This is a genomic window from Pseudomonas fragi, assembly GCF_025426255.1.
Taxonomy (GTDB): domain Bacteria; phylum Pseudomonadota; class Gammaproteobacteria; order Pseudomonadales; family Pseudomonadaceae; genus Aquipseudomonas; species Aquipseudomonas kulmbachensis.
The window spans coordinates 2,832,888-2,857,565 of sequence record NZ_CP104861.1 but is presented as its reverse complement, the minus strand read 5'-3'; the positions used below and the strand labels follow the sequence as shown (position 1 = coordinate 2,857,565).

Sequence of the window (24,678 nt, the reverse complement as noted above, 5' to 3'; positions counted from 1 at the left end):
ATTACCCACATGTTTAAAAAAACAGGACTGACCCTGGCCGTGCTCGGCGCTTTGGTAGCTTCTTTCAACGCGCTGGCCCAGCAGCCGCTACGGGTGGCAGCAGATGCGGTGCCCCATGCGCAGATTCTGGAGTACGTGCAAAAAATCGACCCGCAACTGAACCTCAAGATCATCGAGATCCCGCCCGGTGTTAACTCCAATGAACTGCTGGTACATGGCGATGTGGATGCCAATTACACCCAGCACTTGCCGTTTTTACGTTCTCAGGAGCAGGCCCTCGGGGTGAAGTTTGCCGTCGCCGCGACGGTGCATATCGAGCCGCTGGGGATCTATTCGCACCGCCACCAACGCTTCGACCAAGTGCCGCAAAATGGCACGGTGGCGGTCCCCAATAACGTGACTAACCTGAGCCGCGCTCTGTATCTGCTGCAGGACAACGGGCTGATCAAGCTAAAGGAAGGTTTCAACGACCCTGCTGCCAATCAGGCGACGCCCAAGGACATCGCAGAGAACCCAAAGCAACTGAAAATCCTTGAAATCGAGTCACCACAGATTCCCCGGGCGCTGGATGACGTGGACCTGGCGGTGATCAATGGCAATTACGCGCTGGAAGCAGGGTTGGTACCGGCCAAGGATGCACTGGGGCTGGAGAAGGTCGAGCACAACCCCTATGCCAATATCGTGGTGACCACGCTCAAGTTGCAGGACGATCCACGGATCAAGCAACTGGCCAGGGACCTGGCTTTGCCCCAGGTGAGCAAGTTCATTACCGACAACTATTCCGGGTCGGTGATTCCGGTTGCAGCGCTGGACGCTAAGCCATGATCACGGTCGAGCAGTTGAGCAAAACCTACGGGGCAGGGCAGGCACCTGCGTTGGACCAGGTGTCCTTAAGTATCCCCGATGGTGCGATCTACGGGATTCTGGGGCGCAGCGGTGCCGGTAAATCGACGCTGCTGCGGTGCCTCAATCTACTCGATCGGCCATGTTCGGGGCGTATTTTACTCGACGGCAAGGACCTGACCGCCTTGTCGGAACTTGAACTGCGCCAGCAACGCCAGCGCATCGGCATGATTTTTCAAGGCTTCAACCTGCTGCACTCGCGCAACGTGTTCGACAACATCGCGGTGCCGCTGGAAATTGCCCGGGTCAGCAAGGAGCAACGCACTATTCGCGTGCGTGAGTTGCTCGATCTGGTGGGGTTGAGCGACAAGGCCCAGGCGTTTCCTTCGCAGTTGTCCGGAGGCCAGAAGCAGCGGGTGGGTATCGCCCGCGCCCTGGCTGCCCGACCGGCTTATCTGTTGTCGGATGAAGCCACCAGCGCCCTGGACCCGGACACCACGGCGTCGATTCTTGAGCTGCTGCGCGACATCAACCGGCAACTGGGGTTGACCATTGTGCTGATCACTCACGAGTTAGATGTGGTCAAGGCCATCTGTAATCACGCGGCCTCACTGGCCCACGGTCGGTTGGTCGAAGCCGGGCCGATTGCGCAGTTGCTGGCCAATCCGGATTCAAGCCTGGGCCGGTCATTGCTGCCGGGTTACAGCACCGTCCTGGGCAATCAGAGTCAGGCACTGGAATTGAGTTTTTTTGACAATCTGCTGGCGGCTCCTGTGATCAACGAACTTCAGCAGCAAGGCGTACAGGTCGACTTGCTGGCCAGTGGCGTCGAGTCGGTTGCTGGGCGCAGGGTCGGGCGTTTGCGTGTGTCCCTTGGGCTGCACAGCGCCGAGCCGCAATTGAGCCGGGTGGTGGATTTTCTCAAGCAACGCGGCGTCAGGGTGGAACGTCCATGAACCGTACAATTGAATGGAGCGACATCTTGCAGTTGGTGCTCAATGCCACCGGTGAAACCCTGTACATGGTGCTGCTGGCGGGGCTCTTCACCCTGCTGATCGGTCTGCCTCTGGGCGTGTTGCTGTTTATCAGTCGCAGCAACGGCCTGTACCCGATGCCCAGGCTCAACAAAACTGTGGGTGGGCTGGTCAATATCGGCCGTTCGCTACCTTTTGTGGTGATGCTGATTGCCTTGATTCCGTTGACCCGGTTGCTGGTCGGTACGACGCTGGGCAGTACGGCTGCGGTGGTGCCAATCACCATTGGCGCCTTTCCGTTCTTTGCCCGGATTGTTGAAAATGCCCTTGATGAAGTCGATAAGGGTCGCATCGAAGCCATTCTGGCCATGGGCGGCGATATCTGGCATGTGATTTTCAAAGTGCTGCTGCCCGAGGCGCTGCCCGCGCTGCTGGCGGGCATTACCCTGACTCTGGTGATGCTGATTGGCTTTTCATCCATGGCCGGGATCATTGGCGGCGGCGGGTTGGGGGATCTGGCGATCCGATACGGTTACCAGCGTTTTAACAATCAGGTGATGTTTGCCACCGTCCTGGTGTTGGTGATTCTGGTCCAGAGTGTGCAGAGCCTGGGCGACCGGCTGGTGCGTTCTCTGGCTCACCGGCGCTGATGACGCGGATTACTTGCGCCAGGCAAGCAATACCACGCCCACGGTGATCAAACTGATACCAGCCCATTGGCGGATGTCGAGTTTCTCGCCCAGCAGCGTGACCCCGAGCACGGCGACAATCACCACGCTGAGTTTGTCCACGGGGGCCACGAGCGATGCCTGGCCCAGTTGCAGAGCGCGGTAGTAGCAAATCCATGATGCCCCGGTGGCAAGCCCCGACAACACTAAAAACAGATAGCTGCGCGCCGAGATTGAACCCAGCGACTGATATTGGCCGGTGGCATACAGAATCAGTGCCAGGCTGACCAACACCACCACGGTACGCAACAGGGTGGCGAAGTCGGAGTTGATGCCGGTGATGCCGATTTTGCCGAAAATCGCCGTCATGGCGGCGAATACCGCCGAAAGCAGTGCCCAGAATGTCCAGCTTGAATAGAAAGACGAACCCATAAATCTGCCTGGAAGGTAAGTGAAGGTGCTTTGGTGTCAGCGCAGGCCGGTGTTCAACCAGACCGAGACACATAGACCGCTGTGGTTGAGCTTATCCGAAAAATCCAGTTCAACCCTGGCGCCGATGCGTTCGGCAATCGCCTTGACGATTGAAAGCCCCAGCCCGGAGCCCGTCTCACCGGAGCCCAGGCTGCGATAGAACGGATCAAAAATGCGGGCCTGCTCTTCGAGGGCAATGCCTGGCCCCGTGTCCTTGATCTGCAGGCGCGCGTTGCCCTGGATCAGGTCTACGCAAAGATCGATTTTGCCGCCTTCAGGGGTGTAGCGGATCGCGTTATCGGTGAGGTTTTTGACCAGGGTAAACAGATCCATTTCGTTGATCATGACTTGCACATCCTCCACGCCCTCCACCCCGATATCGAGTTGTTTGCGTTCGGCCAGCGGCAACAAATCTTCCAGTACCCGGCGATACACGGCATGCACTGAAACGCTGGTTTGCGGACGCTGCGAGGCAAATTGCGCGGCGGCCAGGCTGAGTAATTGGTCGATCAGTTGCCTGCTGCGTTCAATGCCCAGGGACAGCGGCTGCAAACGTTCGCGGGCTTGGGGCGGCATCTCGGTCGCGGCCAGTCGCTCGGCTTGCAGTGACAGCGCGGTCATGGGCGAGCGCAGTTCATGGGCAGCATCGGCGACAAACCGGCGCTGGCTGTCCATGGACAGCGCAACGCGTGCGAGCAGGCGGTTGATGGCCACCACAAAGGGGCGGATTTCGGTGGGTAGATGCTGCTCGTCAATCGGGTGCAGCTCCTGCTCGGCACGCTGGTCGATTTGCGCGGCGAGGGTCGCGATCGGACGAAACAATTTGCGCACCAGATCACTGACTACCAGCAGCAGGACTGGAAACAGAATCAGAAAGGGCAACAAACTGCGCCAGGCACTTTCGCGGGCGTCCTTGTTGCGGGCGTCGACTTCCTGGGCAACGGCAATCCGTTCGCCCCGTGCGGTGGTCCTGACCAGTACGCGAAAGGCCTCGCCACCCACGTCTACCGTGGACAGGCCATCAGCCAGGGTGGTGGGCAATGGCAGCGGCAGGGTTTCATCGGTATTGGCCGAGGCGTTTCTACCGTCGATCAAGTATTGAATGACCACTCGCGATTCTTCGTTATCACCCGCTGGGTCTGGGCCATGGGGGTAGTGCAGGGTCATCTGCTGGCGATCAAACAGGATAGCCACCTGATGCAGGGTTTCGTCCTGCAACTCGTGGGCTTCATCCAGTGCCGAGACAAAGGCGAACACGCTGGCGACCACCGCCACCAGCAGGATGGTCAGCGACAGCGCCAACGAGAGCCTGAGTTGGACCGACTCACTCAAACGTTTTTTGAAACCATCCATCCCATTCCCCTGACGTTCTTGATAATGTGGCTGCCCAACTTGCGCCGTACGGAATGAATCAGGAATTCGATGGCGTTGCTTTCGACTTCATTGCCCCAGCCATACAGCCGGTCTTCCAGTTCACTGCGCGACAGAATCGCCCCCGGACGTATCAGCAACGCTTGCAGCAGGGCGAATTCGCGGCTGGACAGGGTGATGCCGCTTTGGCTGTCGGTGCTGGCCTGCTTGGTGAGCAGATCCAGCGACACCACGCCATTACCGAGCAAGGGCAGGGCACTCCCACTCTTGCGGCGCAGCACCGCTCGCATGCGCGCCAGCAGTTCGGCCATGTCGAAAGGTTTCAGCAGGTAGTCGTCAGCCCCGCCGTCCAGCCCGCGCAGGCGGTCATCGAGGCTGTCCCGGGCTGTCAGGATCAGCAAGGGCACGGGGTTGTTGCGGGCGCGGATGCTGGCCAGGACTTCAAGGCCGTCCTTGCCGGGCAGGCCGAGGTCCAGCAGCACCATGTCGTAATGCTGTGTATCCAGTGCGCTCAAGGCGTTCAGACCATCTTTCACCCAGTCTGCGGCATAGCTCGCATCGGTCAGTGCGCCCTGGATCGCATCGCCAATCATTGGATCATCTTCGACCAGCAGTATGCGCATGTGCCGCTCCGGAAAATAAAACAGGCGCGCCAGTTTTCACCGTCGCGCCTGTATTGAAGCACCTGTGCGGTAGCTTGTCCGCTCGACGATTCAGGAATTGCCTTTCATCGAGTCAAATGCCTTGAGCAGGTTGTCCATGGCCGCCTTGCAGTCGGCCATGCTTGGGCTGTCGGCACGCAGGGCGTCCAGTGCATGGTCAATAGCCTTGTCCAGCACATGCCAATCGCTGGCAGCACGGGGTTTGATCCCTGCTTCGGCGGAGTCCCAGCTGGTTTCGAGGTCCTTGATACGGGTTTTCGCACCCGGCAGGTCATTGTTGCCGACCCGCGCGTTAACGTCCGCCGCAATGCTGCGAAACTCCGAAAGATCGCCCAGTTTGGAGCCTGACTGGCTTTGCGTACTGACGGCACCCATGTTGATATTGAGCTCTTTGCTATCGGGTTTGGAGCAACCGACGGTGATGCTCAGCAACAGGATTGAAGAAGCGATGCCAATACGACGAATCAGGGTTTCAGGGTGGCGCATGATGATCTCCATGATGGAATTTTAAAGGTTCAGGCCGTGACGGCTTTACGGTTGCTTACATTGAGCTGAGCGGCGGCTACCAGCAGCACAATCACGCACAGGAACAGGGCGCTGGTCCAGGTGGCGCCCATGCCCAGACCGCCGTAGGTCTTGGCCTGGGTCAGCAAGTCACCCAGCGAAGCACCGAACGGGCGGGTGAGGATGTAGGCGATCCAGAAGCTCAGTACGGGATTGGCGCCCATGCGCCAGGCCATCAGGGTGAGGGCAATCAAACCTGCGAAAATTACCGCGCCGAGGGTGAAACCCAGGCCCAGGGCTTCGGTCGCCAGGTCACCGGCCGCCGTACCAAGGGCAAACGTGCAGAGCACCGTGGTCCAATAGAACAACTCACGCCGTGGCGTGACAATCTCGCGGATCGACAGGCTGTGCTCGGTGCGATACCAGACCATAAAGTTGATCACCAACAACACCGAAAAAATCCCCGTGCTGGTGTACAGGCTGACATCCAGCTTGTCGGTGAGGATGTCGGTGATTTGCGTGCCGACAATGCTCACTAGTACCACGGTCAGCCAGTAGATCCAGGGGGTATAGGACTTGGTGCGCATTTGGCAAAACAGCGCAATCGCCAGTAGTGCGGCCATGCCGATGCTGGTCCAGCCCGCGCCGAAACCGGCATCGACAGCCAGATAATCGGCACCGGTTTCGCCCACGGTGGTGGACATGATCTTGATCACCCAGAATGACAGCGTCACCTCGGGCACCTTGTTCAGCCAACGGGCTGCAGTGGCATTCATTTGCGTAACCTCTGTGATGCGCACGGTGATTGGCGCAGGACAGAAGGTACGGCACGAGACTTAGCCGAGACTGAGGGCGCTCAATTATTCAGTACATGGGCGCGGCCCAACGTCGTCAGTTGCACCGCGCTGCCAATGGGCGGCGCCAGCAGACCCGCGCAGTGCACCGGCAACGATCGGCCAGGCTCGAATTTGCCCGCCAGCAAAGTAACGGTCAGGGTGCAGGTATTGCCGCCAAAATCGCGCTCGGTGACCACCCCGTGACAGCCGGGCGAACCTGTCGACGCGATGTTGAGTTGCAATTGTTCAGGCCGGAGCATGATCTGCGCCATCTCACTGTTGCCCTGATGGTTGACCGTAATCGGGCCCAGATCGCAGTCGGCCCAGCCATCCTTGATTTTGGCGGGCATCAGCACCGCTTCGCCGAGGAATAGCGCGGTTTGCTCGTCCCTGGGGTGCTGGTACAACTCCAGTGGCTGACCGGCCTGCACCAGTCGGCCCTGACGCATCACCGCCAACTGATCGGCAAAGGACAGGGCTTCGCTCTGGTCGTGGGTCACCAGAATCGCGGTTACACCAGCGTCTGCCAGCAGGCGTGCGACCATTTTGCGCATGGCGGCGCGCAACCCGGTGTCCAGCGCTGAAAAGGGTTCATCCAGCAGCATCAGCCGTGGCTGCTGCGCCAGCGCCCGGGCCAGCGCCACTCGCTGTTGTTGCCCGCCAGACAATTCGTGGGGCCAGCGCGTGGCCATGTTGGCATCCAGGGCCACGCTGTCCATCAGTTCGGCGATGCGTTCATCCCGTGCAGGGCCCTTGGTGGCGAGCCCGAAACCGATATTGGCGGCCACGCTCATGTGCGGGAACAAGGCGCCGTCCTGTGGCACATAACCGATCCGGCGCTGGTGGGCGGGGACTTCGTGGGTGCTGTCGAGAAGGATCTGGCCATTGAGCGAGAGGCTGCCGGAGTCGGGAAACTCGAAACCGGCAATCATGCGCAGCAATGTGGTCTTGCCTGAGCCCGATGGCCCGACAATGACCGTGCGGCTGCCGGTGGGCACCGCCAGGGTGACGTTGTCCAGGGCACGCTGGGAGCCGAAGGATTTACAGATCGCATTAAGTTCGAGAGCGTTCATCGGCCAGCCGTGCGTTTGGATTGAAGGTAAAGAAGTCCGGTCAACGGCAGTGACAGCAGGATCATCAGCAGTGCATAGGGCGCTGCAGCTGCGTAATCGATTTCGCTGGTCATGGCCCAGAAGCCGGTGGCCAGGGTGCGGGTGCCGTTAGGTGCCAGTAGCAGGGTGGCGGTCAGTTCATTGGTAATTGCCAGAAACACCAGTGCTGCACCTGCGGCCGCCCCCGGTGCTGCCAGGCGCAGGGTAATCAGCCACAAGGCGCGGCCGGGTGAGCGGCCGAGGCTGCGGGCAATGTTTTCCAGTTCCACCGGGGCTTGGGCGATACCCGCGCGCAAACTCACCAGGGCTCGCGGTATAAACATCAGCATATAGGCCAGCAGTACGGTGACGGTGGTCTGGTAGATCGGCCGCGCGAAGTGGATGGTCACGGTGACCAGCGCCAGAGCGACGACAATCCCGGGCAACGAACTGGTGATGTAGTTGCAGCTTTCCAGTACACGTTGCAGGCGCCCTGGGGCGCGAATCGACAGCCAGGCAATCGGCACCGCCGCGCAGGTGGTCAACAGGGCGCCCGCAACCCCCAGAAACAGGGTTTGTTGCAGAGCCGCAAGCAGCTCGCTCCAGTGCCAGACCTCGCTGCCCCCCGCGATCAGCCATTTGCCCAGCGTAATCAGCGGCACGCCCAGCGCCAGCAGACAGGTGACTGTTTGCAATATCAGCGCGAGCAGTGTGGCCGGGCGGCCCAGGCGTACGACTTGCTGTTCCCGGGCGCTGCCCGAGCCTACCCGTGCATAGCGGGCATTACCCCGGGCGGCCGATTCGGCGGTGAGCATGGCCAGGCAGTACAGTGCCAGCACTGCCGCCAGCATATTGGCCCCCGGACCGTTGAAGGTGGATTTGAACTGGTCGAAGATCGCGGTGGTGAACGTGTCGAAGCGGATCATTGCGTACAGGCCATACTCCGCAAGCAGATGCAGGCCGACCAGCAAGGCTCCGCCGCAAATGGCCAGCCGCAGTTGCGGCACCACCACGCGCAGGAACACGGTCCAGGGCTTGAGCCCCAGGGATTGGGCCACGTCTTCGATGGCCGGGTCGAGCCGACGTAACGTCGCGGCCACCGGCAAGTAAAGGAAAGGGAAATAGGCGATAACCGAGACCAGCACTCCAGCCGGTAACCCGTGAATCGACGGCACCAGGCTGACCCACGCATAGCTGTGCACGAAGGCTGGCACCGCCAGCGGTGCGACGGCCAGCAACGACCATGCGCGCCGCCCTGGCAAGTTGCTGCGCTCGGTCAGCCAGGCCAGCGCCGTGCCCAGCAGTATGCACAAGGGCAGGGTGAGCAGCACCAGCAATACGGTGTTGATCAGCAGTTCACCGACCCGAGGCCGCAACACCAGTGCCTGGATCTGCTCCCAACCGACTTGCCAGGACACGCCGATTACAAACCCGATAGGCAGCAATGACAGCAGTGCAACCAGTACCGCGAAACCGGTCACCCATGTGCCACCACGGCCCATGAAGCGGTTGCGCGAGCGCCTTGCGCAAAGGGCGGGCGCAAGGCCCGCCTGCAGGGCTTCAGGCAACAATTAGAGCAGTCCGGCCTGGGTCATCAGGGCCACGGCTTTTTTGCTGTCCAGGCGCGATGCATCGACCTTGGGGGCGTCGAGTTGCGTCAACGGCACCAGTTTTGGGTTGGATTGGGCGTTCTGGCCCACGGCGTATTCAAACGAGTTGCCATCCTTGAGCACGGCCTGGCCATCCTTGCCGGTGATCCACTTCAGGAACGCTTGAGCCTGCTCAGGGTGTTTGCTGGAGGCCAGCACGCCGCCGCCGGAAATGCTCACAAAAGCCCCAGGGTCCTGGTGTTTGAAGTAGTGCAGAGCAGTGTCTTTGCTGTTTTCGCCAGTCTTGGCCTGATCGACGAAGCTGTAATAGTGGTAAATCACGCCACTGTCGACCTGACCGGCGTTGACGGCTTTAAGCACGGCGCTATTGCCACGGTAAATGGCCGCATTGGCTTTCATTGCCTTGAGCCAGTCGAGGGTGACGGCTTCGCCCTTGAGTTCGAGTACCGCTGCTACGATGGCCTGGAAGTCAGCCCCGGCAGGCGATACAGCCCAACGGCCTTTCCAGGCTGGAGCGGCGAGATCGAGTAATGACGCCGGCACCTCGGAGGCAGGCAGCTTGGCTGGGTTGTAGACAAACACCGTGGAGCGCGCAGCGATGCCCAACCATTTGCCGTGGGCCGGGCGCCAGGCCGAGCCGACCTGCTCCAGGGTCGCGGGTGCAACCGGCGCGAACAGCCCGGCGTTGTCGACCAGGACCATGGCCGGGGAGTTTTCGGTCAGAAACACATCAGCCGGAGAGGCGCTGCCTTCCTGGACGATCTGGTTACCCATCTCGGTGTCATCACCATTGCGCACGGTGACCTTGATCCCGGTTTGTTTGGTAAACCCTTCCACCCAGGCCTTGGTCAGGCTTTCGTGCTGGGCGTTGTAGACCACAATACCGTCGTCCGCGCTCGCTGCGTGGGCAAGGCCGGCGCTGATCAATGCAGCGCCCAACAGGGCGGTTTTAAAGAAAGAAGGGATACGACGGGTCATGGTGTGCAACTCCGGGTTTTAGATTTATGCGCGGCAGATGACGAGAGGCAATGCGTAGTGGCTCCAGAATCAATGGGAATCATTAGCATGCTCAGGCGCGGCGAATGTAGAACCGGGAGTGAGAAAAAAACGTCAAATAAATGGTTAATTGATGTGATTGGCTTTCGTATTGCTTGAGCGTTTTAGTGGCTGCAATCTGATTGGGGCCAACGTCAATCTGTAGCTGGCGAGGCTGCGCCGCAGTCGTAAAACCTAAGTGCCGGAATCTCCTGATACACCGCATGATCTGACTCTACGCCTGCTGCGCAGCCGGACGCAGCCTCGCTACGCTCCTCAGCGGTGAGGTTGTGACTCGAGGCGGCGGGTGTGTACTATCGGCACTGGCCGATGCTGCCCGCCGCTCGCTCCCGATGGGGAAGGTGAAAGCATTCCTTTTCAAGCCCTGTCGTATCTCTCTTGACGGTCGAGGTTTGACAACGCGAGCACCAAAAGTCTTCGACTCCAGGAGCAGTCATGTTGTCAATCGAGAAAGCCAAACAGATGGCCAAGAGCTTGCGAGCCTCGCTGCAGGAGCGCAATCAGGAGGTCTCTCACTCCATCGCCCTTGAACTGGTTGCCCTGCAATTGGGTTACAAGGACTGGAATACCGCCTGCACCCGGCTCCCCCACGAGAGCACAGTGCCTGCTGTCACGTTCGACAAACCCATCCCCATATTGCGCATGTTCGACGAAGCCAAGGCACGGGAGTTCTATCTGGACTTTCTGGGTTTCAGTGTTGAGTTCGAGCATCGCTTTGAAGCGGATTTACCGTTGTATCTGGGGATTGGCCGCGCTGGTCTGCAATTGCATCTGTCGGAGCATCATGGCGATGCCAGCCCGGGCTCGACGGTATTTGTCCCGATGCACAATATCCAGCTGCTTCGCGACGAGCTGCTAGGCAAACGCTATGGGTATGGTCGACCGGAAATTGTCCAGCAAGGCTGGGGGCAGGTTCTTGAAGTCCATGATCCGTTCGGTAACCGGATTCGGTTCTGCCAGAGCTGATAACTCTCCCCTTGATACGACTCAGCACAGTGACCGCTCATACGCAGCGGTCATGGTTTGCCAGGTTTGCGCGTCGGCCGGGATCAAGTGTTCGATACGCAATGAAGTCACGGTGATATCCAGCGGCATGCCGAACGTGGTGAAAGTGGACATAAAGTTCAGCTCGCCCTGGGGTGTTCTGATGCGGGTCAACACCAGCGGCGGCAACTCGCTGGCCATTGATGCGCAGTAGTCCGGGGCGGAGAGGGTTTGCAGAAGGCTGGCCAGTGTGGGGTTGTCCAGAGCTTCGCGAGTTGCTCTCTGCCAGGCCAGGCGTCTTATTTCTTCGGGGTTGATCAAGTGGTCGCCCAGACCACCGGGTTGCAGCAGCGTGGTCAGCAAATTCAATTCCTGTGCTGAATCCGTGGGCAGTCCGACCAAGTCGAACAACACACCGGTGCTGGCGTTGGCGGCCAGGACTTCCCAGTGACTGCCCAGCACAATCGCCGGGGCGGGGTTGTTGGCGTGCAGCACATGGCTAATGGCGTCACGCACCGCTGTCATTGCCGCAGAGGAGAGCTCAGTGGTCTTGTAGCGCGGCGCGTAACCCGCGGCCAGGAACAGGCTGTTGCAGTGTTCCAGCGGGACTTCAAGGGCCATCAACAGGTTATGCAATGTACCGGGGCTCGGTTTGGCCCGCCCGGTTTCAATGCAACTCAAATGGCGCTGGGAAATACCCGTGATCAAGGCCAGATCCAGCTGGCTCAATCGGGCCTGACGCCGCAATAATCGAAGCTGCGGGCCGGCAGTTATCGGGGGGGTGGTGCGGGGGAACGGTTGGATGCTCATGCGTTAACTCTGGCAGTGACACAGGGTTGAGTCCATGACCTGTGAGGTCATTGCTGATGGGGCAAAAGTATCACTTACTTATTGCCCGTACTCCTCAATCGGATAAGCCAATGAACCGACCTTATATCGCCCTCGCTGTACTGCTGGGCTTCTGTGCATACACGGCATTCACGATGCTGCAGGCCGACCAGTCGCTGATTGCGTTCGGGCTTGGGTTGATGTCGAGCCCGGACACGGCTCAAGTTGTCATCGATCTCTATTTGCTCGCGGTCATGGCCTGCATCTGGATGTACCGGGATGCACGTGCCAAAGGCCGATCGCTGGCATCGGTGCTGCCTTACTTGCTGGTGACGGCGGTTTTTGTGTCCATAGGGCCGTTGCTGTACATCGTGATTGATGGTTTCAGGCACAAGTCGGATTCAATTCGATCGTGAACAAGCCCACTCCCAGCAGCCCCGTGATGCAGCCAACACGATCTTTTTGAGTATGTGTGCACTCCAGGACCTTGACAGCGAAGCGTTTGCCGCGCGTAATAATGGAGCAAATGTTAACGTTAACTTAAATAAAAATAATTGGGGCATCACATGCAACTGACGGTCAAACGTGAGTACTGGCTTATTAGTGGTTTGCTGTTTTTTTTCTTTTTCGCGTGGTCTTCCAGTTACTCCCTTTTCTCTATATGGCTTCATCGAGTGATAGGCCTCAGCGGTACGGAAACCGGGTATGTGTTCGCCGCCAATGCCGTGGCGGCACTGCTGATTCAACCGTTCTATGGCGCACTTCAGGACCGGCTCGGGCTGTCGAAGAAGCTGCTGGTCTGGATTGGTATTCTGCTCTGTGCTTCGGCGCCGTTCGCAATTTACGTGTATGCCAATTTACTGGCTGAAAACGTAGTGTTGGGGGCGATTGTCGGCGCTGCTTTCCTGGCGCTTGCGATGCTCGCGGGCGTTGGCGTGATCGAGAGCTATACCGAACGCCTTTCACGGCATATGGGGTTCGAGTTCGGCACTACCAGAATGTGGGGGTCTTTAGGTTGGGCGGCGGCGACATGTGTAGTGGGCGTGGTCTTCAACATTGACCCTGACATCGCCTTTTACATGAGCAGTGCAGCCGGGATCGCTTTCTTGCTGATTTTGTCTCAATTGGATCTGAGCAGGTTTCATCAAAAGGGCGTGAATACCGGCGCAGCAGTGGCTCCGGTGCATCTGGATGATCTCTGGCAGTTGCTCAAGATGCCCCGTTTCTGGGCATTCAGCGTGTACCTGACCGGTGTTTGCGGGATTTACATGATCTACGAACAACAGTTCCCGGTGTATTTCTCATCCTTCTTTTCCACACCACAAGAAGGGACCAGTGCCTACGGTTATTTGAACTCAAGCCAGGTATTGCTTGAGGCGGCCTTGTTGTTGCTGGCGCCTTGGGTGGTCAGCCGTACCGGTGCCAAATACGGGTTGATACTGGCTGGCGCCATCATGTTTGTGCGCATTCTTGGCTCCGGGCTGGCCACAGACGTCTGGACTGTTGCGGCCTGCAAGATGATGCACGCCATTGAAGTACCGATCCTGCTGGTTTCGGTATTCAAATATATTTCGCTGAACTTTGATTCACGCCTGTCGGCTTCCATCTATCTGGTGGGCTTCCAGTTCGCCCAGCAACTGACGGCGATGCTGCTGTCGCCGCTGGTGGGTTTTGGCTATGACCAGTTTGGCTTTGCCAACGTTTACATTCTGATGTCCGGACTTGTCGGCATTTGTCTGGTGCTGTCCTGGACCTTGTTGCGCGCGGATCCGCTGCGCCCTGGAGAAAAATCCGCTGCCTTGCAGGTGCGGGAACTGCCCGCCATTGCTCAATCAGTCACCCGTTATGAACCTTAAGTAAGGACCAAGCCATGCACGCTGCACTGCTGGATCAAGCGCATCGCGCCATCGAAAAGAAATTGCCTGAACGAGGTAATGACTATCGCCTTGGCTATCACTTGTCACCGCCAGCGGGATGGATGAACGACCCGAATGGCCTGGTGTTTTTTCGCGGCGAATACCACCTGTTTTATCAACACCATCCCTATTCAGCGCAGTGGGGACCGATGCACTGGGGGCATGCCAAAAGCTCTGACCTGGTGCATTGGGAGCATTTGCCCATCGCCCTGGCGCCGAATGAAGCTTACGATCGGGACGGCTGTTTTTCAGGTTCGGCGGTGGTGTTGGACGATACCTTGTACTTGATCTACACCGGGCACCTCTGGCTGGGGGAGGTGCGCGATGACGACAAGATTCGCCAAGTGCAATGCCTGGCCAGCAGCACGGACGGGATTAATTTCACCAAGCATGGCGTGGTCCTGCAAACGCCACCGGATCCCTCGGTCATGCATTGGCGTGATCCAAAGGTCTGGAACCGGGATGGCCAATGGTGGATGGCACTGGGTGCTCGCCAGGGCGACGACCCACAGCTTTTACTCTACCGCTCCCGGGATTTGCATGACTGGGAGTATCTGGGCTGCGCGCTGCAGGGGCAACGCGTTCCGGATGGCTATATGTGGGAATGCCCGGATATTTTTGAACTGGATGGGCGCGATTTTTTTCTATATTCGCCGCAAGGTCTGAAACCCGCCGGTTACGATAACTGGAACCTGTTTCAGAACAGCTATCGAACAGGCCAGCTGGATGACAGCGGCTGCTTCCATGTGCTCGGTGATCTGCATGAGCTGGATCACGGCCACGATTTTTATGCCGCACAGACCCTGTTGGCGCCAGACGGGCGCCGCCTGCTGTGGGCCTGGATGGATATGTGGGAGAGCCCGATGCCCACTCAGGCCGATCATTGGTGCGGAGCGCTATCGTTGCCGCGTGAGTTGAGCCGTGACGGTGAACGGCTGCGCATGCGTCCCGCCCGTGAACTGGCGGCGCTGAGGCAATCGCAGACCCTGTTGCAGAGCTGCGAGGTCAAGTCCGGTAGTTGTGTACTCGATGTGCAGGGCGCGCTTCTGGAGTTCGAGCTTGAACTCGACCTGACGGGCAGCAGCGCCGAGCGCTTTGGCTTGGCGCTGCGCTGTAGCGAAGACGGGAAGGAACGCACCTTGCTGTATTTCGATGCGATGGCTCGCCGCCTGGTACTCAACCGGCAAAGCTCGGGGGCCGGTGTGAGCGGTGTTCGCAGCGTACCGATTGCTGCGGAGCAAACCCGTATCGCGCTGCGGATTTTCCTTGATCGCTCGTCGATCGAAGTGTTTGTCGACGATGGTGCCTATACCTTGAGCAGTCGGATTTACCCGCGCCCCGACAGCCTGTTGGCCAGCGCTTTTGCCGTCAACGGAACCGGGTGTTTTAGCGACATATCAGTATGGCGTCTTGCCGATCTGAATATATGAACAAACCCGGCGCCTTTCTTGTGAGAGGCGCTGGTCTCCCGGTCATGCGCAGCACCAAACCCTCTGCAAATTCTTCAAGTACTGTGTCGGTTGTGGTTATTCGAAAGTCGAATCAGGCTCTAACACTTGTTGGCCTTTCTGGATTAAATTCGAACCCACAAAATGCTGGCAAAAAAGCAGCATGTCGAAGCACAAAGGAGATGATGTTTTGTTGAGTGCGGATAAACGCTCGGTCGAGCTGGATTGGAGCGAGGTATGGGATGGCTTCAAACAGCTCTTGCCCATATCCCTGTTTGTGGTGGTCTTCGGGGTAGCCTTTGGTCTTGCCGCTGCGCAGACCGGGCTGGACGATTCGTCGAGTCTGCTGATGAGCGCCCTGGTATTTGCCGGGGCGTCACAATTTGCTGCTCTCGATCTATGGGGCGCGCAGGTTCCTGTTGTTCCTTTGATCGTTACGGTGTTTGCGATCAATGCCCGACACCTTCTGATGGGTGCGACCTTGTATCCCTGGTTGCGCGAGCTTCCCGCTGCCAAGCGCTACGGGGTGATGATGGTGATCTCGGATGCCAACTGGGCGATGTCGATGCAATCGTTCAACAGCGGCAAATCAGGTGTTGGCCTGATTTTGGGCGGCGGCATTGCCCTGTGGGCGGCCTGGGTACTGGGCAGTTGGCTGGGCGTGTATTTCGGCAGCGAAATCCAGGACCCGGTAAGTCTTGGGCTGGACATGGTGATGGGCTGCTTTCTGCTGGCGATGGTGATCGGCGGGCAAAAGAACCTGCGCATGCTGATTATCTGGTGCGTGGCAGCCGCCTCATCACTGCTGGCACACCGGTATTTGCCGGAAAATAGCCATGTAGTAGTCGGCGCATTGGCCGGTGGTGTGCTGGGTGCGGTCTGGATGGAGAAGAAGAAATGAGCATTGATAGCGCGGGCTACGGCGCATTTATCATCATCCTGATCATGGCCGTGGTGACTCTGGTCACGCGCCTGGGGGGCGTCTTCGTCATGTCCTTCGTGCCCATCAACTACCGGGTGCAGCAGTTTATCAGCGCCATGTCTGGCTCAGTACTGGTCGCACTCCTGGCGCCCTTGGCGCTTAACGGTGATAACGGCGCACGGCTGGCCTTGCTGACCACGGCAGTGGTAATGCTGCTGCTCAAGAAACCTCTGCCCGCGATTGCGGCAGGGGTCATCGCGGCAGCAGTATTCAGGCATCTGTGAATTGCCGGAATTTACCGTTACAGGGTGCTGATGCGGTCGAGTTCGCGCTTTAGTGCCGCGGGCTCAAGTTGGGCAAAGGGCAGGGCGAGGAACGCCCGGCAGCGCGTTTCGATGTGCGCCAGGGTGGCGTGAAAGGCGGCCGCGACGGTTGCCTCGTCGCCCTTGACCTCTGAAGGGTCTTCCAACCCCCAGTGGGCTTTGAGCGCGGGCCCGAAATATACCGGGCACGCCTCACCGGCGGCCTTGTCGCAGACGGTAATGACAATATCCGGCGGGTTGCTCTGGAAGGCGTCATTACCTTTACTGCTCAAACCATCGATATCGATTCCGGCCTCTTGCAAGGTAGTCAGGCTGCGGGGCAAGACCTGCCCCTTCGGAAAGCTGCCGGCACTGATGGCCTGGAAGCCCTGCGGTGCAAGATGGTTGAACATGGCTTCAGACAAGATGCTGCGACAGCTATTGGCGGTACACATAAACAAAACGCGCATGGTCTTTCCTCTTAAACGCTCAGGCGCAAGGCCAGGGCTGACAGGGTGACAAGCAAAATTGGCAGGGTCAGGATCAATCCGGTCTTGCAGTAGTAACCCCAAGTGATGCGGATCCCCTTGCGCTCCAGAACATGCAGCCAGAGCAGTGTGGCCAGGCTACCGATGGGGGTGATTTTGGGGCCCAGGTCAGAGCCGATGACATTGGCGTAGATCATGGCCTCGCGGATCACGCCGCTGGCATCACTGGCTTGAATCGACAACGCGCCAAGCAACACCCCAGGCATGTTATTCATGACCGAAGACAACAGCGCCGCCAGCACGCCCGTCCCCAAGGTTGCCCCCCAGAGACCGAGTTCGGCCATAGAGTTGAGGGCCATCGTCAGCCAGGTGGTCAGCCCGGCATTTTTCATCCCGTAAACCACCAGGTACATGCCCAGCGAGAACGTCACCACCTGCCAGGGCGCTTCACGCAGCACGCGTCGGGTGGAAATGACGTGGCCGCGCGCTGCGACCGCGAACAGCAGGGCGGCGCACACCGCAGCAATGGCACTGATCGGAATGCCCATCGGCTCCAGCGCGAACAGTCCTGTGAGCAACAAGAGCAAAACGGCCCAGCCGACATAGAAGGTAAGTGGGTCACGAATGGCATCCCGTGGCTCGGGCAAGTCTTCCAGCGAGTAATGCCGTGGAATGTCACGCCGGAAAAACCCGTACAGCACCAGCAGCGTGGCGGCTACGGCAACCAGGTTGACCGGCACCATGACCGCAGCGTATTCACTGAAGCCCAGGCCGAAATAGTCCGCCGAAACGATATTGACGAGGTTAGAGACCACCAGCGGCAAGCTGGCGGTATCGGCAATAAAACCTGCGGCCATGACAAAGGCCAGGGTCGAGGCAGGAGAAAAGCGTAAAGCGAGCAGTATCGAAATAACGATGGGGGTCAGGATCAGGGCGGCACCGTCATTGGCAAACAGGGCGGATACCCCGGCCCCCAGCAACACGGTAAACACGAACAGCCGACGGCCGTCGCCTTTGGCCCAGCGCGCCACATGCAGTGCTGCCCACTGAAAAAACCCCGCCTCGTCGAGCAACAGGCTGATGATGATAACGGCGATAAATGTGGCGGTGGCATTCCAGACAATGGCCCACACCAGCGCAATATCATGGAACGACACGACGCCTGCAATCAGAGCCAGCCCCGCGCCGAAGGAAGCGCTCCAGCCCACACCCAGGCCTTTGGGTTGCCAGATAACCAGGACCAGGGTGAGTAAAAAAATCGCGAATGCTATGAACATAAGAAGTCTCGACAGATGCCGGGTCAGCAGCAAGCAGTAGTATTGAGTGGGCGGTCGCCCATGGCATTGAGGCGCAGGCTGTTTTGCTCAAGCCAGTCGGCGTTGGCCAGCAAGGTGACTTCAAGCACGCGGCCTACCCAGTCCGGCAATTCAGGGTTGAGCCGGTAATACACCCACTGCCCCTGACGACGGTCGAGCAGCAATCCGCAACCGCGAAGCTGGGCCAGATGGCGGGATATTTTGGGCTGACTGTCATCCAGTGCACAGACCAGCTCACAGACGCATAACTCCCCCTCGCGGGCGATAAGCAGGGTGGTCCTGGCGCGTGTTTCATCGGCCAGGCATTTGAAAAGTGCCGCGGGATTGAGCATGGGTGGGGCTCTTAATATATGGTTATTCAAATATACGGATATCCATATATTAAATGCAAGATCACAATTCCGGTCTGTGCCTGGGGCATATATCAAAGGACGTCATAAGTAATTACCGGCGCTGTACAACCGTCCGTTAAAAATAATAAAATGAGAAGTATTATCATTAACATCAAGCGAATATCACATGTCTCACGACAGGATCGTCTCGCCCGTCGAGCAGCTGTACGCGAATCATCATGGTTGGCTGCGGGGCTGGTTGCACAGGCGATTGGGGCACAGTGCCGATGCCGAGGACCTGGCTCATGACACGTTTATCCGCGTGCTGCGTTCAAAGCACGATGCGCAGGAACTGCGTCAACCCATGGCGTTCCTGGCGACGATTGCCAACGGCCTGCTGATCAACCGCTGGCGTCGCCAGGCAATCGAGCGGGCTTATCTTGAGGCGCTGGCAGCGCGGCCGATAGCCGAGGAGCCTTCTCCCGAAGAACGCTACCTGACGATCGAAACTCTGTTGCAACTCGATTCGCTACTGATCGGGTTATCTGCCCGGGTGCGGCAGATTTTCTTCTTGTCCCAGCTCGATGGCTTGACCTATCCGCAGATTGCCACGCAGTTGAGCCTGAGCGTGGCCCAGGTGCAGCGGGCCATGGGCAAGGCGTTCAGTGTTTGTTATGCGAGCCGTTTTGAATGAGCGGCGTTTCTGTTGATCCCGGTGTTCGTGATCTGGCCATCGACTGGATTGTGCGGCTGCAGTCCGGGCTTATGAGTGCGGCTGACCATCTGGCTTTGCAGCAATGGCGCCAGGCGAGCGCCGAGCATGAACACGCCTGGCAGCGTGTCAGCAGCCTGGTGCTGTTGTTGCAACCGGGGGCCAGTCTTTTGTCCGATGTCACGGCACGCAGGGCGTTGGAGTCTGCCGGTGCAGATCCGCAGCGGCGTAGGCAGCTACTCAAGTGCTTGTTGGCAATCAGCCTGTTTGGCGGGATTTCCTGGCAAGGCGCGGACTCTACCTATGTGCGCTCGGCTCTGGCCAGTTACCGCACGGCTACCGGTGAGCGTCGCCACTGGCGGCTGGCAGACGGCAGTTTGCTATGGCTGAACACTGCCAGCGCGGCAAATGTGGAGCTGCACGCGGACAGTGGGCGTGTGCAGTTGATTGAAGGCGAACTGGCCCTGGATACGCAAGTAGGATCGGTGGAGCTGCAACTGGTCACACCCGACGCCGTGCTGCGCAGCCGTGGCGCCAATCTGCTGGTTCGCCATGATCGGCAGGGTACTCGGGTGACGGTGCTGCGTGGCCTGGTGCAAGTCAGTTCACGGTATACCCGGGCGCCATTGTTGCTTGGGGAAGGCTGGCAAACTCGGGTAGACAATGGAGGTATCCATCCGGCGAGCCCCTCGGATGCGTTTCTGGCCCAGGCCTGGCTACGGGGCATTCTACCGGCTGAGCGCATGCGCCTGGATGCTCTGCTGGCCGAACTGTCGCGTTACCGGCCAGGCATTTTGCGCTGCAGTGCACAGGTTGCGTCCTTGCGCGTGACGGGCAGCTTTGAACTGGACGATACCGATGCTGCGCTGGCATTGGTCGCCCATGCGTTGCCGGTGCGTATTGAGCGGCGCACCCGCTATTGGGTCACTGTGGTGCCGGTCTGAAATTATTTTTTGTTCTACGCGATAGTTTTTCAAAACTGGCGGGGCCTATTGGAATAACCCACCGAAACAGGTGGGTCTTCACTTCCAGGAGCCCTGCATGATTTCCCCCGCAAGTGTTTTATGCGTTCGCACCTTTGGCCTGCTTATTCTGGGCCTGCAACCGCTTTACAGCACAGCTGTATTCGCCGCTGATGAGCACCAGCATTTCAGCATTGATGCCGGCCCGCTGGATCAAGCGCTCTCGCGTTTCGGCGTGCAGGCGCGAATCAGCATGGCGGGGAGTGCGACGCTGACAGCGGGCAAGAGCAGCAAGGGGCTGCAGGGAGATTTCAGCACTGAGGCCGGTCTGACGCGGCTGCTGGCAGGAACCGGCCTGAGCTACCAGCGTCAGCTTGACGGTGGCTTCGAGCTGTTTCAGGGGGGCGGGGCGGTTATGCTTCCTGTGCAGAAAGTCACAGGTGAAGATCCTGCGATCCAGGAAGTCTACTCGGCACCGCGATCGTCCGTGTATATCTCCGGTGAAGACATGCAGCGCTTTGGCGTGATCTCGGTGGGCGATGTGCTTAAAGGCCAGCCTGGAGTGCAGGTGGGGGACAGCCGCAATGGCGGTGGCCTGGATGTGAATATTCGCGGTATTCAGGGGCAAAGCCGTGTGGCGGTAACGGTCGATGGCTCGCAACAGGCACTGGATGTCTATCGCGGTTATGCCGGCACCCAGCAGCGCAGCTACATTGACCCTGATCTGATCAGCGACATCACCATCGACAAGGGCCCGAGCCTGACATCAAGCGCCATCGGCGGCACGGTACAAATGCGCACCCTGGGGGTGGATGACATTTTACGCGATGGCAACACGGTTGGCCTGCGTCTGAAGGGCGACATGTGGAACAACGGCGTCGCTCCCGCCTCTCGCGATGGCCACTCGGCAACTGAAACACTGTACTCGGAACCGCACCGGGACCGTGGTGGCCTGCTTGGCTCCGAAGCAGAATCCGGCAGTGCCGCCTTTGCTTATACCCACGAATTTTTCGATGTGGTGGCGGCGTATGCCCATCGTAATCAAGGCAACTATTTCGCTGGCAAGAAGGGCCAGGACCGCTACCGTACCTTTGACCGCTATGGTCGGGAAGACATGACGGTAGCCACCACCTACAACCCCGGCGAAGAGGTGTTGAATTCGTCGGCAGAGACCGAGTCGTACCTGCTCAAAACCACGATCCGCCCGGCTGACGACCATACCCTTGACCTAGGCTTTCGCCGCTACGACGGGCGGATAGGTGAGATCATGCCGTCGGACATTTTCCGTTTCGGCACCGGGGGCATTTACCAGTATCCGCTGGGCCATACCAAAATCGATACCTGGACCGCTCGTTACAACTACCTGCCAAGCGGCAATCCGTTGGTGGACCTTAAGGCCAATTTGTGGATGACCGATGCCCAAACCAGCAACCTGACCTCGGTGCTGGCACCGGCTTCGCAGGCCTATCGCTCGGACCGCAACTGGACCCGCCAGGCCGACCGGCGCATTGGTGGCGACCTGGGCAATATCTCGCAGTTCGACACGGACTATGGCGGGTTGAAACTGGACGTGGGTGGATCGTTTCAGGTCGAAGAGCTTCGTCCGCAAAAAGGCGTGGTCACCACTCAGCACGATATCAACGCCAATCGCAGCTTGCGTGATGGTTCCAGGCAGGAGTTCAGCCTGCACGGCAAGCTGGACTACCAACCGGTCGACAGCCTGACGCTGTGGGGCGGCGGTCGTTACACCTATTACCGAACCAAGGATCACGTTGCTCACGCAACGGCGCAGTACCAGGAACGTGAGTTGCGCTATCTGCGAGTTTTCAGCCCGCAAAGCTACGGCAACATGATGTGGTTCCCGGACCAGAACGGCCAATACACCGACGCCACGGACCCGCGTTTGAACAACGGTATCGTCTTCAATAACACCAACTTCCCCTTCGAGGGTACGCGTTACAACGACTTTGGCGCTACCGAATCGACGGTCTATCCGTCCCAGGTTGGCGAGGTGGTCAGCGGGTATGAGTATTCCGGCAAGCAGAGCGACAGCGGCGGCGCTTTTGCTCCCGCCGTCGGCTTCAATATCGAGCTGGCCCCGGACACGTTTTTCTACGCGTCCTATACCCAAGGCCTGCGCATGCCTTCACTGTTCGAAACCAGCCAAGGTGTATTGCAGACCATGCCCGGCAAGAGCCTCAAGCCAGAGCGCGCAAGCAATTGGGAAATCGGCGCCAGTACCCTGCAAAAAAACCTGCTGGTGGATAACGACTCGGCGGCAATCAAGGTTGCCTATTTCAACAACACCATCAAGAACTACATCACCCGTTATTACGACCCGAGCCCAGGGCTGATGGGTCTGATGCAGTTCAGTAATACCGACAGCTTTAAAACCAGCGGCCTGGAGTTGCAGTCGCGCTACGACGCGGGCCGGGTGTTTGCAGACCTGTCGTCAACCTACTACTTGAAGACGCAAACCTGCGATTCGACCTTCGCGGCCCGCTTGCGCGCCAGTTCCAACCCCTATCAGGACTTGAGCAAGACACCGAACTGCACGCCGGGCAGCTTTATGGGGTCTTACTCCAACACCCAAAACCCACCACGCTTCGCGGCGAACCTGACCACGGGGCTGCGCTTCTTTGACCAGACGCTGACGGTTGGCGGGCGCGCCACTTATACCTCTGGCCCGACGGTCAAGGCCGACGAGCAATGGCAAACCGGTGCTACCACACCGCAACTGGTCTATCGCGAGGTAGCGCTTTTTGATCTGTTCCTCAACTACAAGTGGAAGGACCACACCAACCTGAACGTTTCGCTGCAAAACCTGACCGACCGCTATTACCTCGACCCGCTGGCACAGAGCTTTATGCCCGCGCCGGGGCGCACGCTGCGCATGGGCGTACAGACCAGGTTCTAGACGATCAGTCGACTGTGATAGTCGCTGCCCAAGGCTTGCGGGGTGAGGGCGAAGTTTTCGCTGGCGCAATCGTGCAGGTCGATTGGCATGCTTAGTTTAATTATTAATTGTGCTTATAACTTAAGTAGGGAACCGGGCAGTGGTCATTAATAAACGCGGTTGTAAACGTGATAATCAATCGTTTTTTTCGAGCTTTTAATACGTGAGTGTTAATGCTTGAGTTGAGTATTGGTAGCGCTATATAGAGTGTTAATACCAAGGGGTGAATTGTTTGTTGAGGCTCATGGGGTTGTCATGTCTGAACGGATGGAATGTACCGCTGACGTCAGAGCAGGGGGCTTTCGAACTTAGGCATAACAGGTTCAAGGGAGCTGATCATGAGCACTCAACGATGGTTGAAAACGAGCACAGCAGTATTGATGGTAATGACCGCCAGCGTTGCGGGTTGCCATAGTGGCGGCGGGGGGTCGAGAAGTACGGTCTCGACCAGTTCGCCAACTACCCCAGTCACAAGCCAAACGCCCCTGGTTACAGGTCAGGTTGTCAATGAAGTCGGTAACGGCTTGGACGGTGTGGGTGAGCTGGTCAGCAGTGTGGGCACTACGCTGACCACCGTTCCTGTGGTCGGTGCAGCAGGTGGTCTGGTGGTCAATACCGGCAATGCCGTGTCCTCCATTACCGATGGCGTGACCAATGGCCTGGGGTCGTTGGGTACTGACAAGAATTCGCTGGGAATCACCGTGGGTGGTGTCACCAACGGGGTGAGCGATATTGGTAAAGGTGTATCGTCACTCGGCACGGGTGTCAGCGGCCTGGTTGACCAGACGCCGATCAGCCAGGTTCCACTGGTAGGGGGGCTGGTGGGTAAAGTCACCGACACCACCGGCGGGCTGGTGTACAAGGTCGGCACCACAGTGACCATGCTCGGCAATACGCTGACTACCGACGTTACCAGTGGTCAACTGGGCAAGGTGACCGGCGGTGTGAATGACAAGGTTGTAGTGCCCGTGATTTCACTGGTCGAAAACGTGACGGGCAAAGTGGGTACAACCACAGGGTTGGGCGCGCCTGTGGATGGACTGCTGAGTCAGGTTGGCGGCGTGGTAGGCGGGCTTGGTGGCAAAGTGGCGGATACTGGAAAAAACCCGGTCACCCATCTCGTTGGCGGTGTACTTGGCGGGTTGGGTGGTGCGCTGGATAAATCCGGCGGCTATCTGAACCCGGCGTCCGCCACAGGTACAAACACCGGTGGGCTGGGCGGTTTGCTGGGGCTGGGCGGCAGCGGTGGCTTGCTCGGCAGTCTGGGTGGGTACGCCGGTTCGCAAGGCGCTCAGGCAAACACCGGCACTTCTGCTGGAACAGGCACTACAGGTGGTCTGGGTGGGCTTGGCGGCCTGCTCGGCGGCCTGGGCAATCTGGGCAAGAAAAACTAGCAGCCCAGCCTGCATGCCCGGCGTCCACCCTG

Annotated in this window: 25 protein-coding genes; 13 read left to right on the top strand and 12 right to left on the bottom strand. The window is 58.7% G+C overall.

What is annotated here, in order from left to right; genetic code table 11:
* The first annotated feature begins 9 nt into the window (after window positions 1-9).
* The 3 genes from N7D90_RS13060 to N7D90_RS13050 are packed head-to-tail and all read left to right on the top strand — an operon-like array spanning window position 10 to window position 2,467.
* The gene (locus N7D90_RS13060; protein ID WP_261738411.1) at window positions 10-825 is read left to right on the top strand and encodes a MetQ/NlpA family ABC transporter substrate-binding protein; all 816 of its coding nucleotides are present in this window, start codon (window positions 10-12) and stop codon (window positions 823-825) included.
* Window positions 822-1,799 (top strand): methionine ABC transporter ATP-binding protein, encoded by a 978-nt coding sequence (locus tag N7D90_RS13055; RefSeq protein ID WP_261738410.1) that lies wholly within the window; start codon window positions 822-824, stop codon window positions 1,797-1,799. The genes N7D90_RS13060 and N7D90_RS13055 overlap by 4 nt, the downstream gene beginning before the upstream one ends.
* On the top strand, window positions 1,796-2,467 hold the full coding sequence (locus N7D90_RS13050; RefSeq protein WP_343228827.1) for a methionine ABC transporter permease: 672 nt from the start codon (window positions 1,796-1,798) through the stop codon (window positions 2,465-2,467). The genes N7D90_RS13055 and N7D90_RS13050 overlap by 4 nt, the downstream gene beginning before the upstream one ends.
* Window positions 2,468-2,476: 9 nt before the next feature.
* Here the strand turns inward: N7D90_RS13050 and N7D90_RS13045 are convergent, their stop codons facing one another.
* The 8 genes from N7D90_RS13045 to N7D90_RS13010 all read right to left on the bottom strand — a co-directional run bounded on the left by N7D90_RS13045 (window position 2,477) and on the right by N7D90_RS13010 (window position 10,008).
* Window positions 2,477-2,917: an EamA family transporter gene (locus N7D90_RS13045; RefSeq protein ID WP_261738409.1), complete on the bottom strand. Its 441-nt coding sequence runs from the start codon at window positions 2,915-2,917 to the stop codon at window positions 2,477-2,479.
* 36 nt (window positions 2,918-2,953) lie between these two features.
* On the bottom strand, window positions 2,954-4,309 hold the full coding sequence (locus tag N7D90_RS13040; RefSeq protein ID WP_261738408.1) for an ATP-binding protein: 1,356 nt from the start codon (window positions 4,307-4,309) through the stop codon (window positions 2,954-2,956).
* Window positions 4,285-4,950 (bottom strand): response regulator transcription factor, encoded by a 666-nt coding sequence (locus N7D90_RS13035; protein ID WP_261738407.1) that lies wholly within the window; start codon window positions 4,948-4,950, stop codon window positions 4,285-4,287. Before N7D90_RS13035 ends, N7D90_RS13040 begins: the two co-directional genes overlap by 25 nt.
* Window positions 4,951-5,040: 90 nt before the next feature.
* Window positions 5,041-5,475, bottom strand: coding sequence for a hypothetical protein (locus N7D90_RS13030; protein ID WP_261738406.1), 435 nt, complete (start codon window positions 5,473-5,475; stop codon window positions 5,041-5,043).
* Between the two features lie 29 nt (window positions 5,476-5,504).
* Entirely contained in the window at window positions 5,505-6,269 is a 765-nt protein-coding gene (locus N7D90_RS13025; protein ID WP_261738405.1) for a hypothetical protein, read from the bottom strand.
* An 80-nt stretch (window positions 6,270-6,349) separates the two neighbouring features.
* Entirely contained in the window at window positions 6,350-7,402 is a 1,053-nt protein-coding gene (locus tag N7D90_RS13020; RefSeq protein WP_261738404.1) for an ABC transporter ATP-binding protein, read from the bottom strand.
* A complete protein-coding gene (locus tag N7D90_RS13015) occupies window positions 7,399-8,922 on the bottom strand; it encodes an ABC transporter permease (RefSeq protein ID WP_261742436.1) in 1,524 nt (507 codons plus the stop codon). Before N7D90_RS13015 ends, N7D90_RS13020 begins: the two co-directional genes overlap by 4 nt.
* A gap of 69 nt (window positions 8,923-8,991) precedes the next feature.
* Window positions 8,992-10,008: an iron ABC transporter substrate-binding protein gene (locus tag N7D90_RS13010; protein WP_261738403.1), complete on the bottom strand. Its 1,017-nt coding sequence runs from the start codon at window positions 10,006-10,008 to the stop codon at window positions 8,992-8,994.
* A 513-nt stretch (window positions 10,009-10,521) separates the two neighbouring features.
* Between N7D90_RS13010 and N7D90_RS13005 the strand changes: the two genes are divergently transcribed.
* Window positions 10,522-11,052, top strand: coding sequence for a VOC family protein (locus N7D90_RS13005; RefSeq protein ID WP_261738402.1), 531 nt, complete (start codon window positions 10,522-10,524; stop codon window positions 11,050-11,052).
* Window positions 11,053-11,073: 21 nt separating this feature from the next.
* On the opposite strand, the gene N7D90_RS13000 is transcribed toward N7D90_RS13005, so the two are convergent.
* Window positions 11,074-11,880 carry a helix-turn-helix domain-containing protein gene (locus N7D90_RS13000; protein ID WP_261738401.1) on the bottom strand — a complete coding sequence of 269 codons (807 nt, stop codon included), beginning with the start codon at window positions 11,878-11,880 and terminating at the stop codon, window positions 11,074-11,076.
* Window positions 11,881-11,990: 110 nt separating this feature from the next.
* Here N7D90_RS13000 and N7D90_RS12995 point away from each other — a divergent pair, with 110 nt between their 5' ends.
* The 5 genes from N7D90_RS12995 (at window position 11,991) to N7D90_RS12975 (ending at window position 16,468) form a co-directional block, all read left to right on the top strand.
* A complete protein-coding gene (locus N7D90_RS12995) occupies window positions 11,991-12,314 on the top strand; it encodes a DUF2834 domain-containing protein (protein ID WP_261738400.1) in 324 nt (107 codons plus the stop codon).
* A gap of 150 nt (window positions 12,315-12,464) precedes the next feature.
* Window positions 12,465-13,754 carry an MFS transporter gene (locus tag N7D90_RS12990; RefSeq protein WP_261738399.1) on the top strand — a complete coding sequence of 430 codons (1,290 nt, stop codon included), beginning with the start codon at window positions 12,465-12,467 and terminating at the stop codon, window positions 13,752-13,754.
* A gap of 14 nt (window positions 13,755-13,768) precedes the next feature.
* A complete protein-coding gene (locus N7D90_RS12985; RefSeq protein WP_261738398.1) occupies window positions 13,769-15,244 on the top strand; it encodes a glycoside hydrolase family 32 protein in 1,476 nt (491 codons plus the stop codon).
* 181 nt (window positions 15,245-15,425) lie between these two features.
* Window positions 15,426-16,163 carry an AzlC family ABC transporter permease gene (locus N7D90_RS12980; RefSeq protein ID WP_261738397.1) on the top strand — a complete coding sequence of 246 codons (738 nt, stop codon included), beginning with the start codon at window positions 15,426-15,428 and terminating at the stop codon, window positions 16,161-16,163.
* Window positions 16,160-16,468: an AzlD family protein gene (locus tag N7D90_RS12975; protein ID WP_261738396.1), complete on the top strand. Its 309-nt coding sequence runs from the start codon at window positions 16,160-16,162 to the stop codon at window positions 16,466-16,468. Before N7D90_RS12980 ends, N7D90_RS12975 begins: the two co-directional genes overlap by 4 nt.
* A gap of 17 nt (window positions 16,469-16,485) precedes the next feature.
* Here the strand turns inward: N7D90_RS12975 and N7D90_RS12970 are convergent, their stop codons facing one another.
* Genes N7D90_RS12970 through N7D90_RS12960 form a run of 3 tightly spaced genes read right to left on the bottom strand, consistent with a single transcriptional unit; the run spans window position 16,486 to window position 18,622 of the window.
* Window positions 16,486-16,956, bottom strand: a complete 471-nt coding sequence (locus tag N7D90_RS12970; protein ID WP_261738395.1) for an arsenate reductase ArsC — start codon at window positions 16,954-16,956, stop codon at window positions 16,486-16,488.
* 11 nt (window positions 16,957-16,967) lie between these two features.
* Window positions 16,968-18,251 carry an arsenic transporter gene (locus N7D90_RS12965; RefSeq protein ID WP_261738394.1) on the bottom strand — a complete coding sequence of 428 codons (1,284 nt, stop codon included), beginning with the start codon at window positions 18,249-18,251 and terminating at the stop codon, window positions 16,968-16,970.
* 23 nt (window positions 18,252-18,274) lie between these two features.
* Window positions 18,275-18,622, bottom strand: a complete 348-nt coding sequence (locus N7D90_RS12960; protein ID WP_261738393.1) for a metalloregulator ArsR/SmtB family transcription factor — start codon at window positions 18,620-18,622, stop codon at window positions 18,275-18,277.
* 187 nt (window positions 18,623-18,809) lie between these two features.
* Between N7D90_RS12960 and N7D90_RS12955 the strand changes: the two genes are divergently transcribed.
* The 4 genes from N7D90_RS12955 to N7D90_RS12940 all read left to right on the top strand — a co-directional run bounded on the left by N7D90_RS12955 (window position 18,810) and on the right by N7D90_RS12940 (window position 24,646).
* Window positions 18,810-19,316 (top strand): sigma-70 family RNA polymerase sigma factor, encoded by a 507-nt coding sequence (locus tag N7D90_RS12955; protein ID WP_261738392.1) that lies wholly within the window; start codon window positions 18,810-18,812, stop codon window positions 19,314-19,316.
* On the top strand, window positions 19,313-20,278 hold the full coding sequence (locus N7D90_RS12950) for a FecR domain-containing protein (RefSeq protein WP_261738391.1): 966 nt from the start codon (window positions 19,313-19,315) through the stop codon (window positions 20,276-20,278). Before N7D90_RS12955 ends, N7D90_RS12950 begins: the two co-directional genes overlap by 4 nt.
* Before the next feature lie 97 nt (window positions 20,279-20,375).
* Window positions 20,376-23,213: a TonB-dependent receptor gene (locus tag N7D90_RS12945; protein WP_261738390.1), complete on the top strand. Its 2,838-nt coding sequence runs from the start codon at window positions 20,376-20,378 to the stop codon at window positions 23,211-23,213.
* A 377-nt stretch (window positions 23,214-23,590) separates the two neighbouring features.
* A complete protein-coding gene (locus N7D90_RS12940) occupies window positions 23,591-24,646 on the top strand; it encodes a collagen-like triple helix repeat-containing protein (protein WP_261738389.1) in 1,056 nt (351 codons plus the stop codon).
* The last annotated feature ends 32 nt before the right edge of the window (window positions 24,647-24,678 follow it).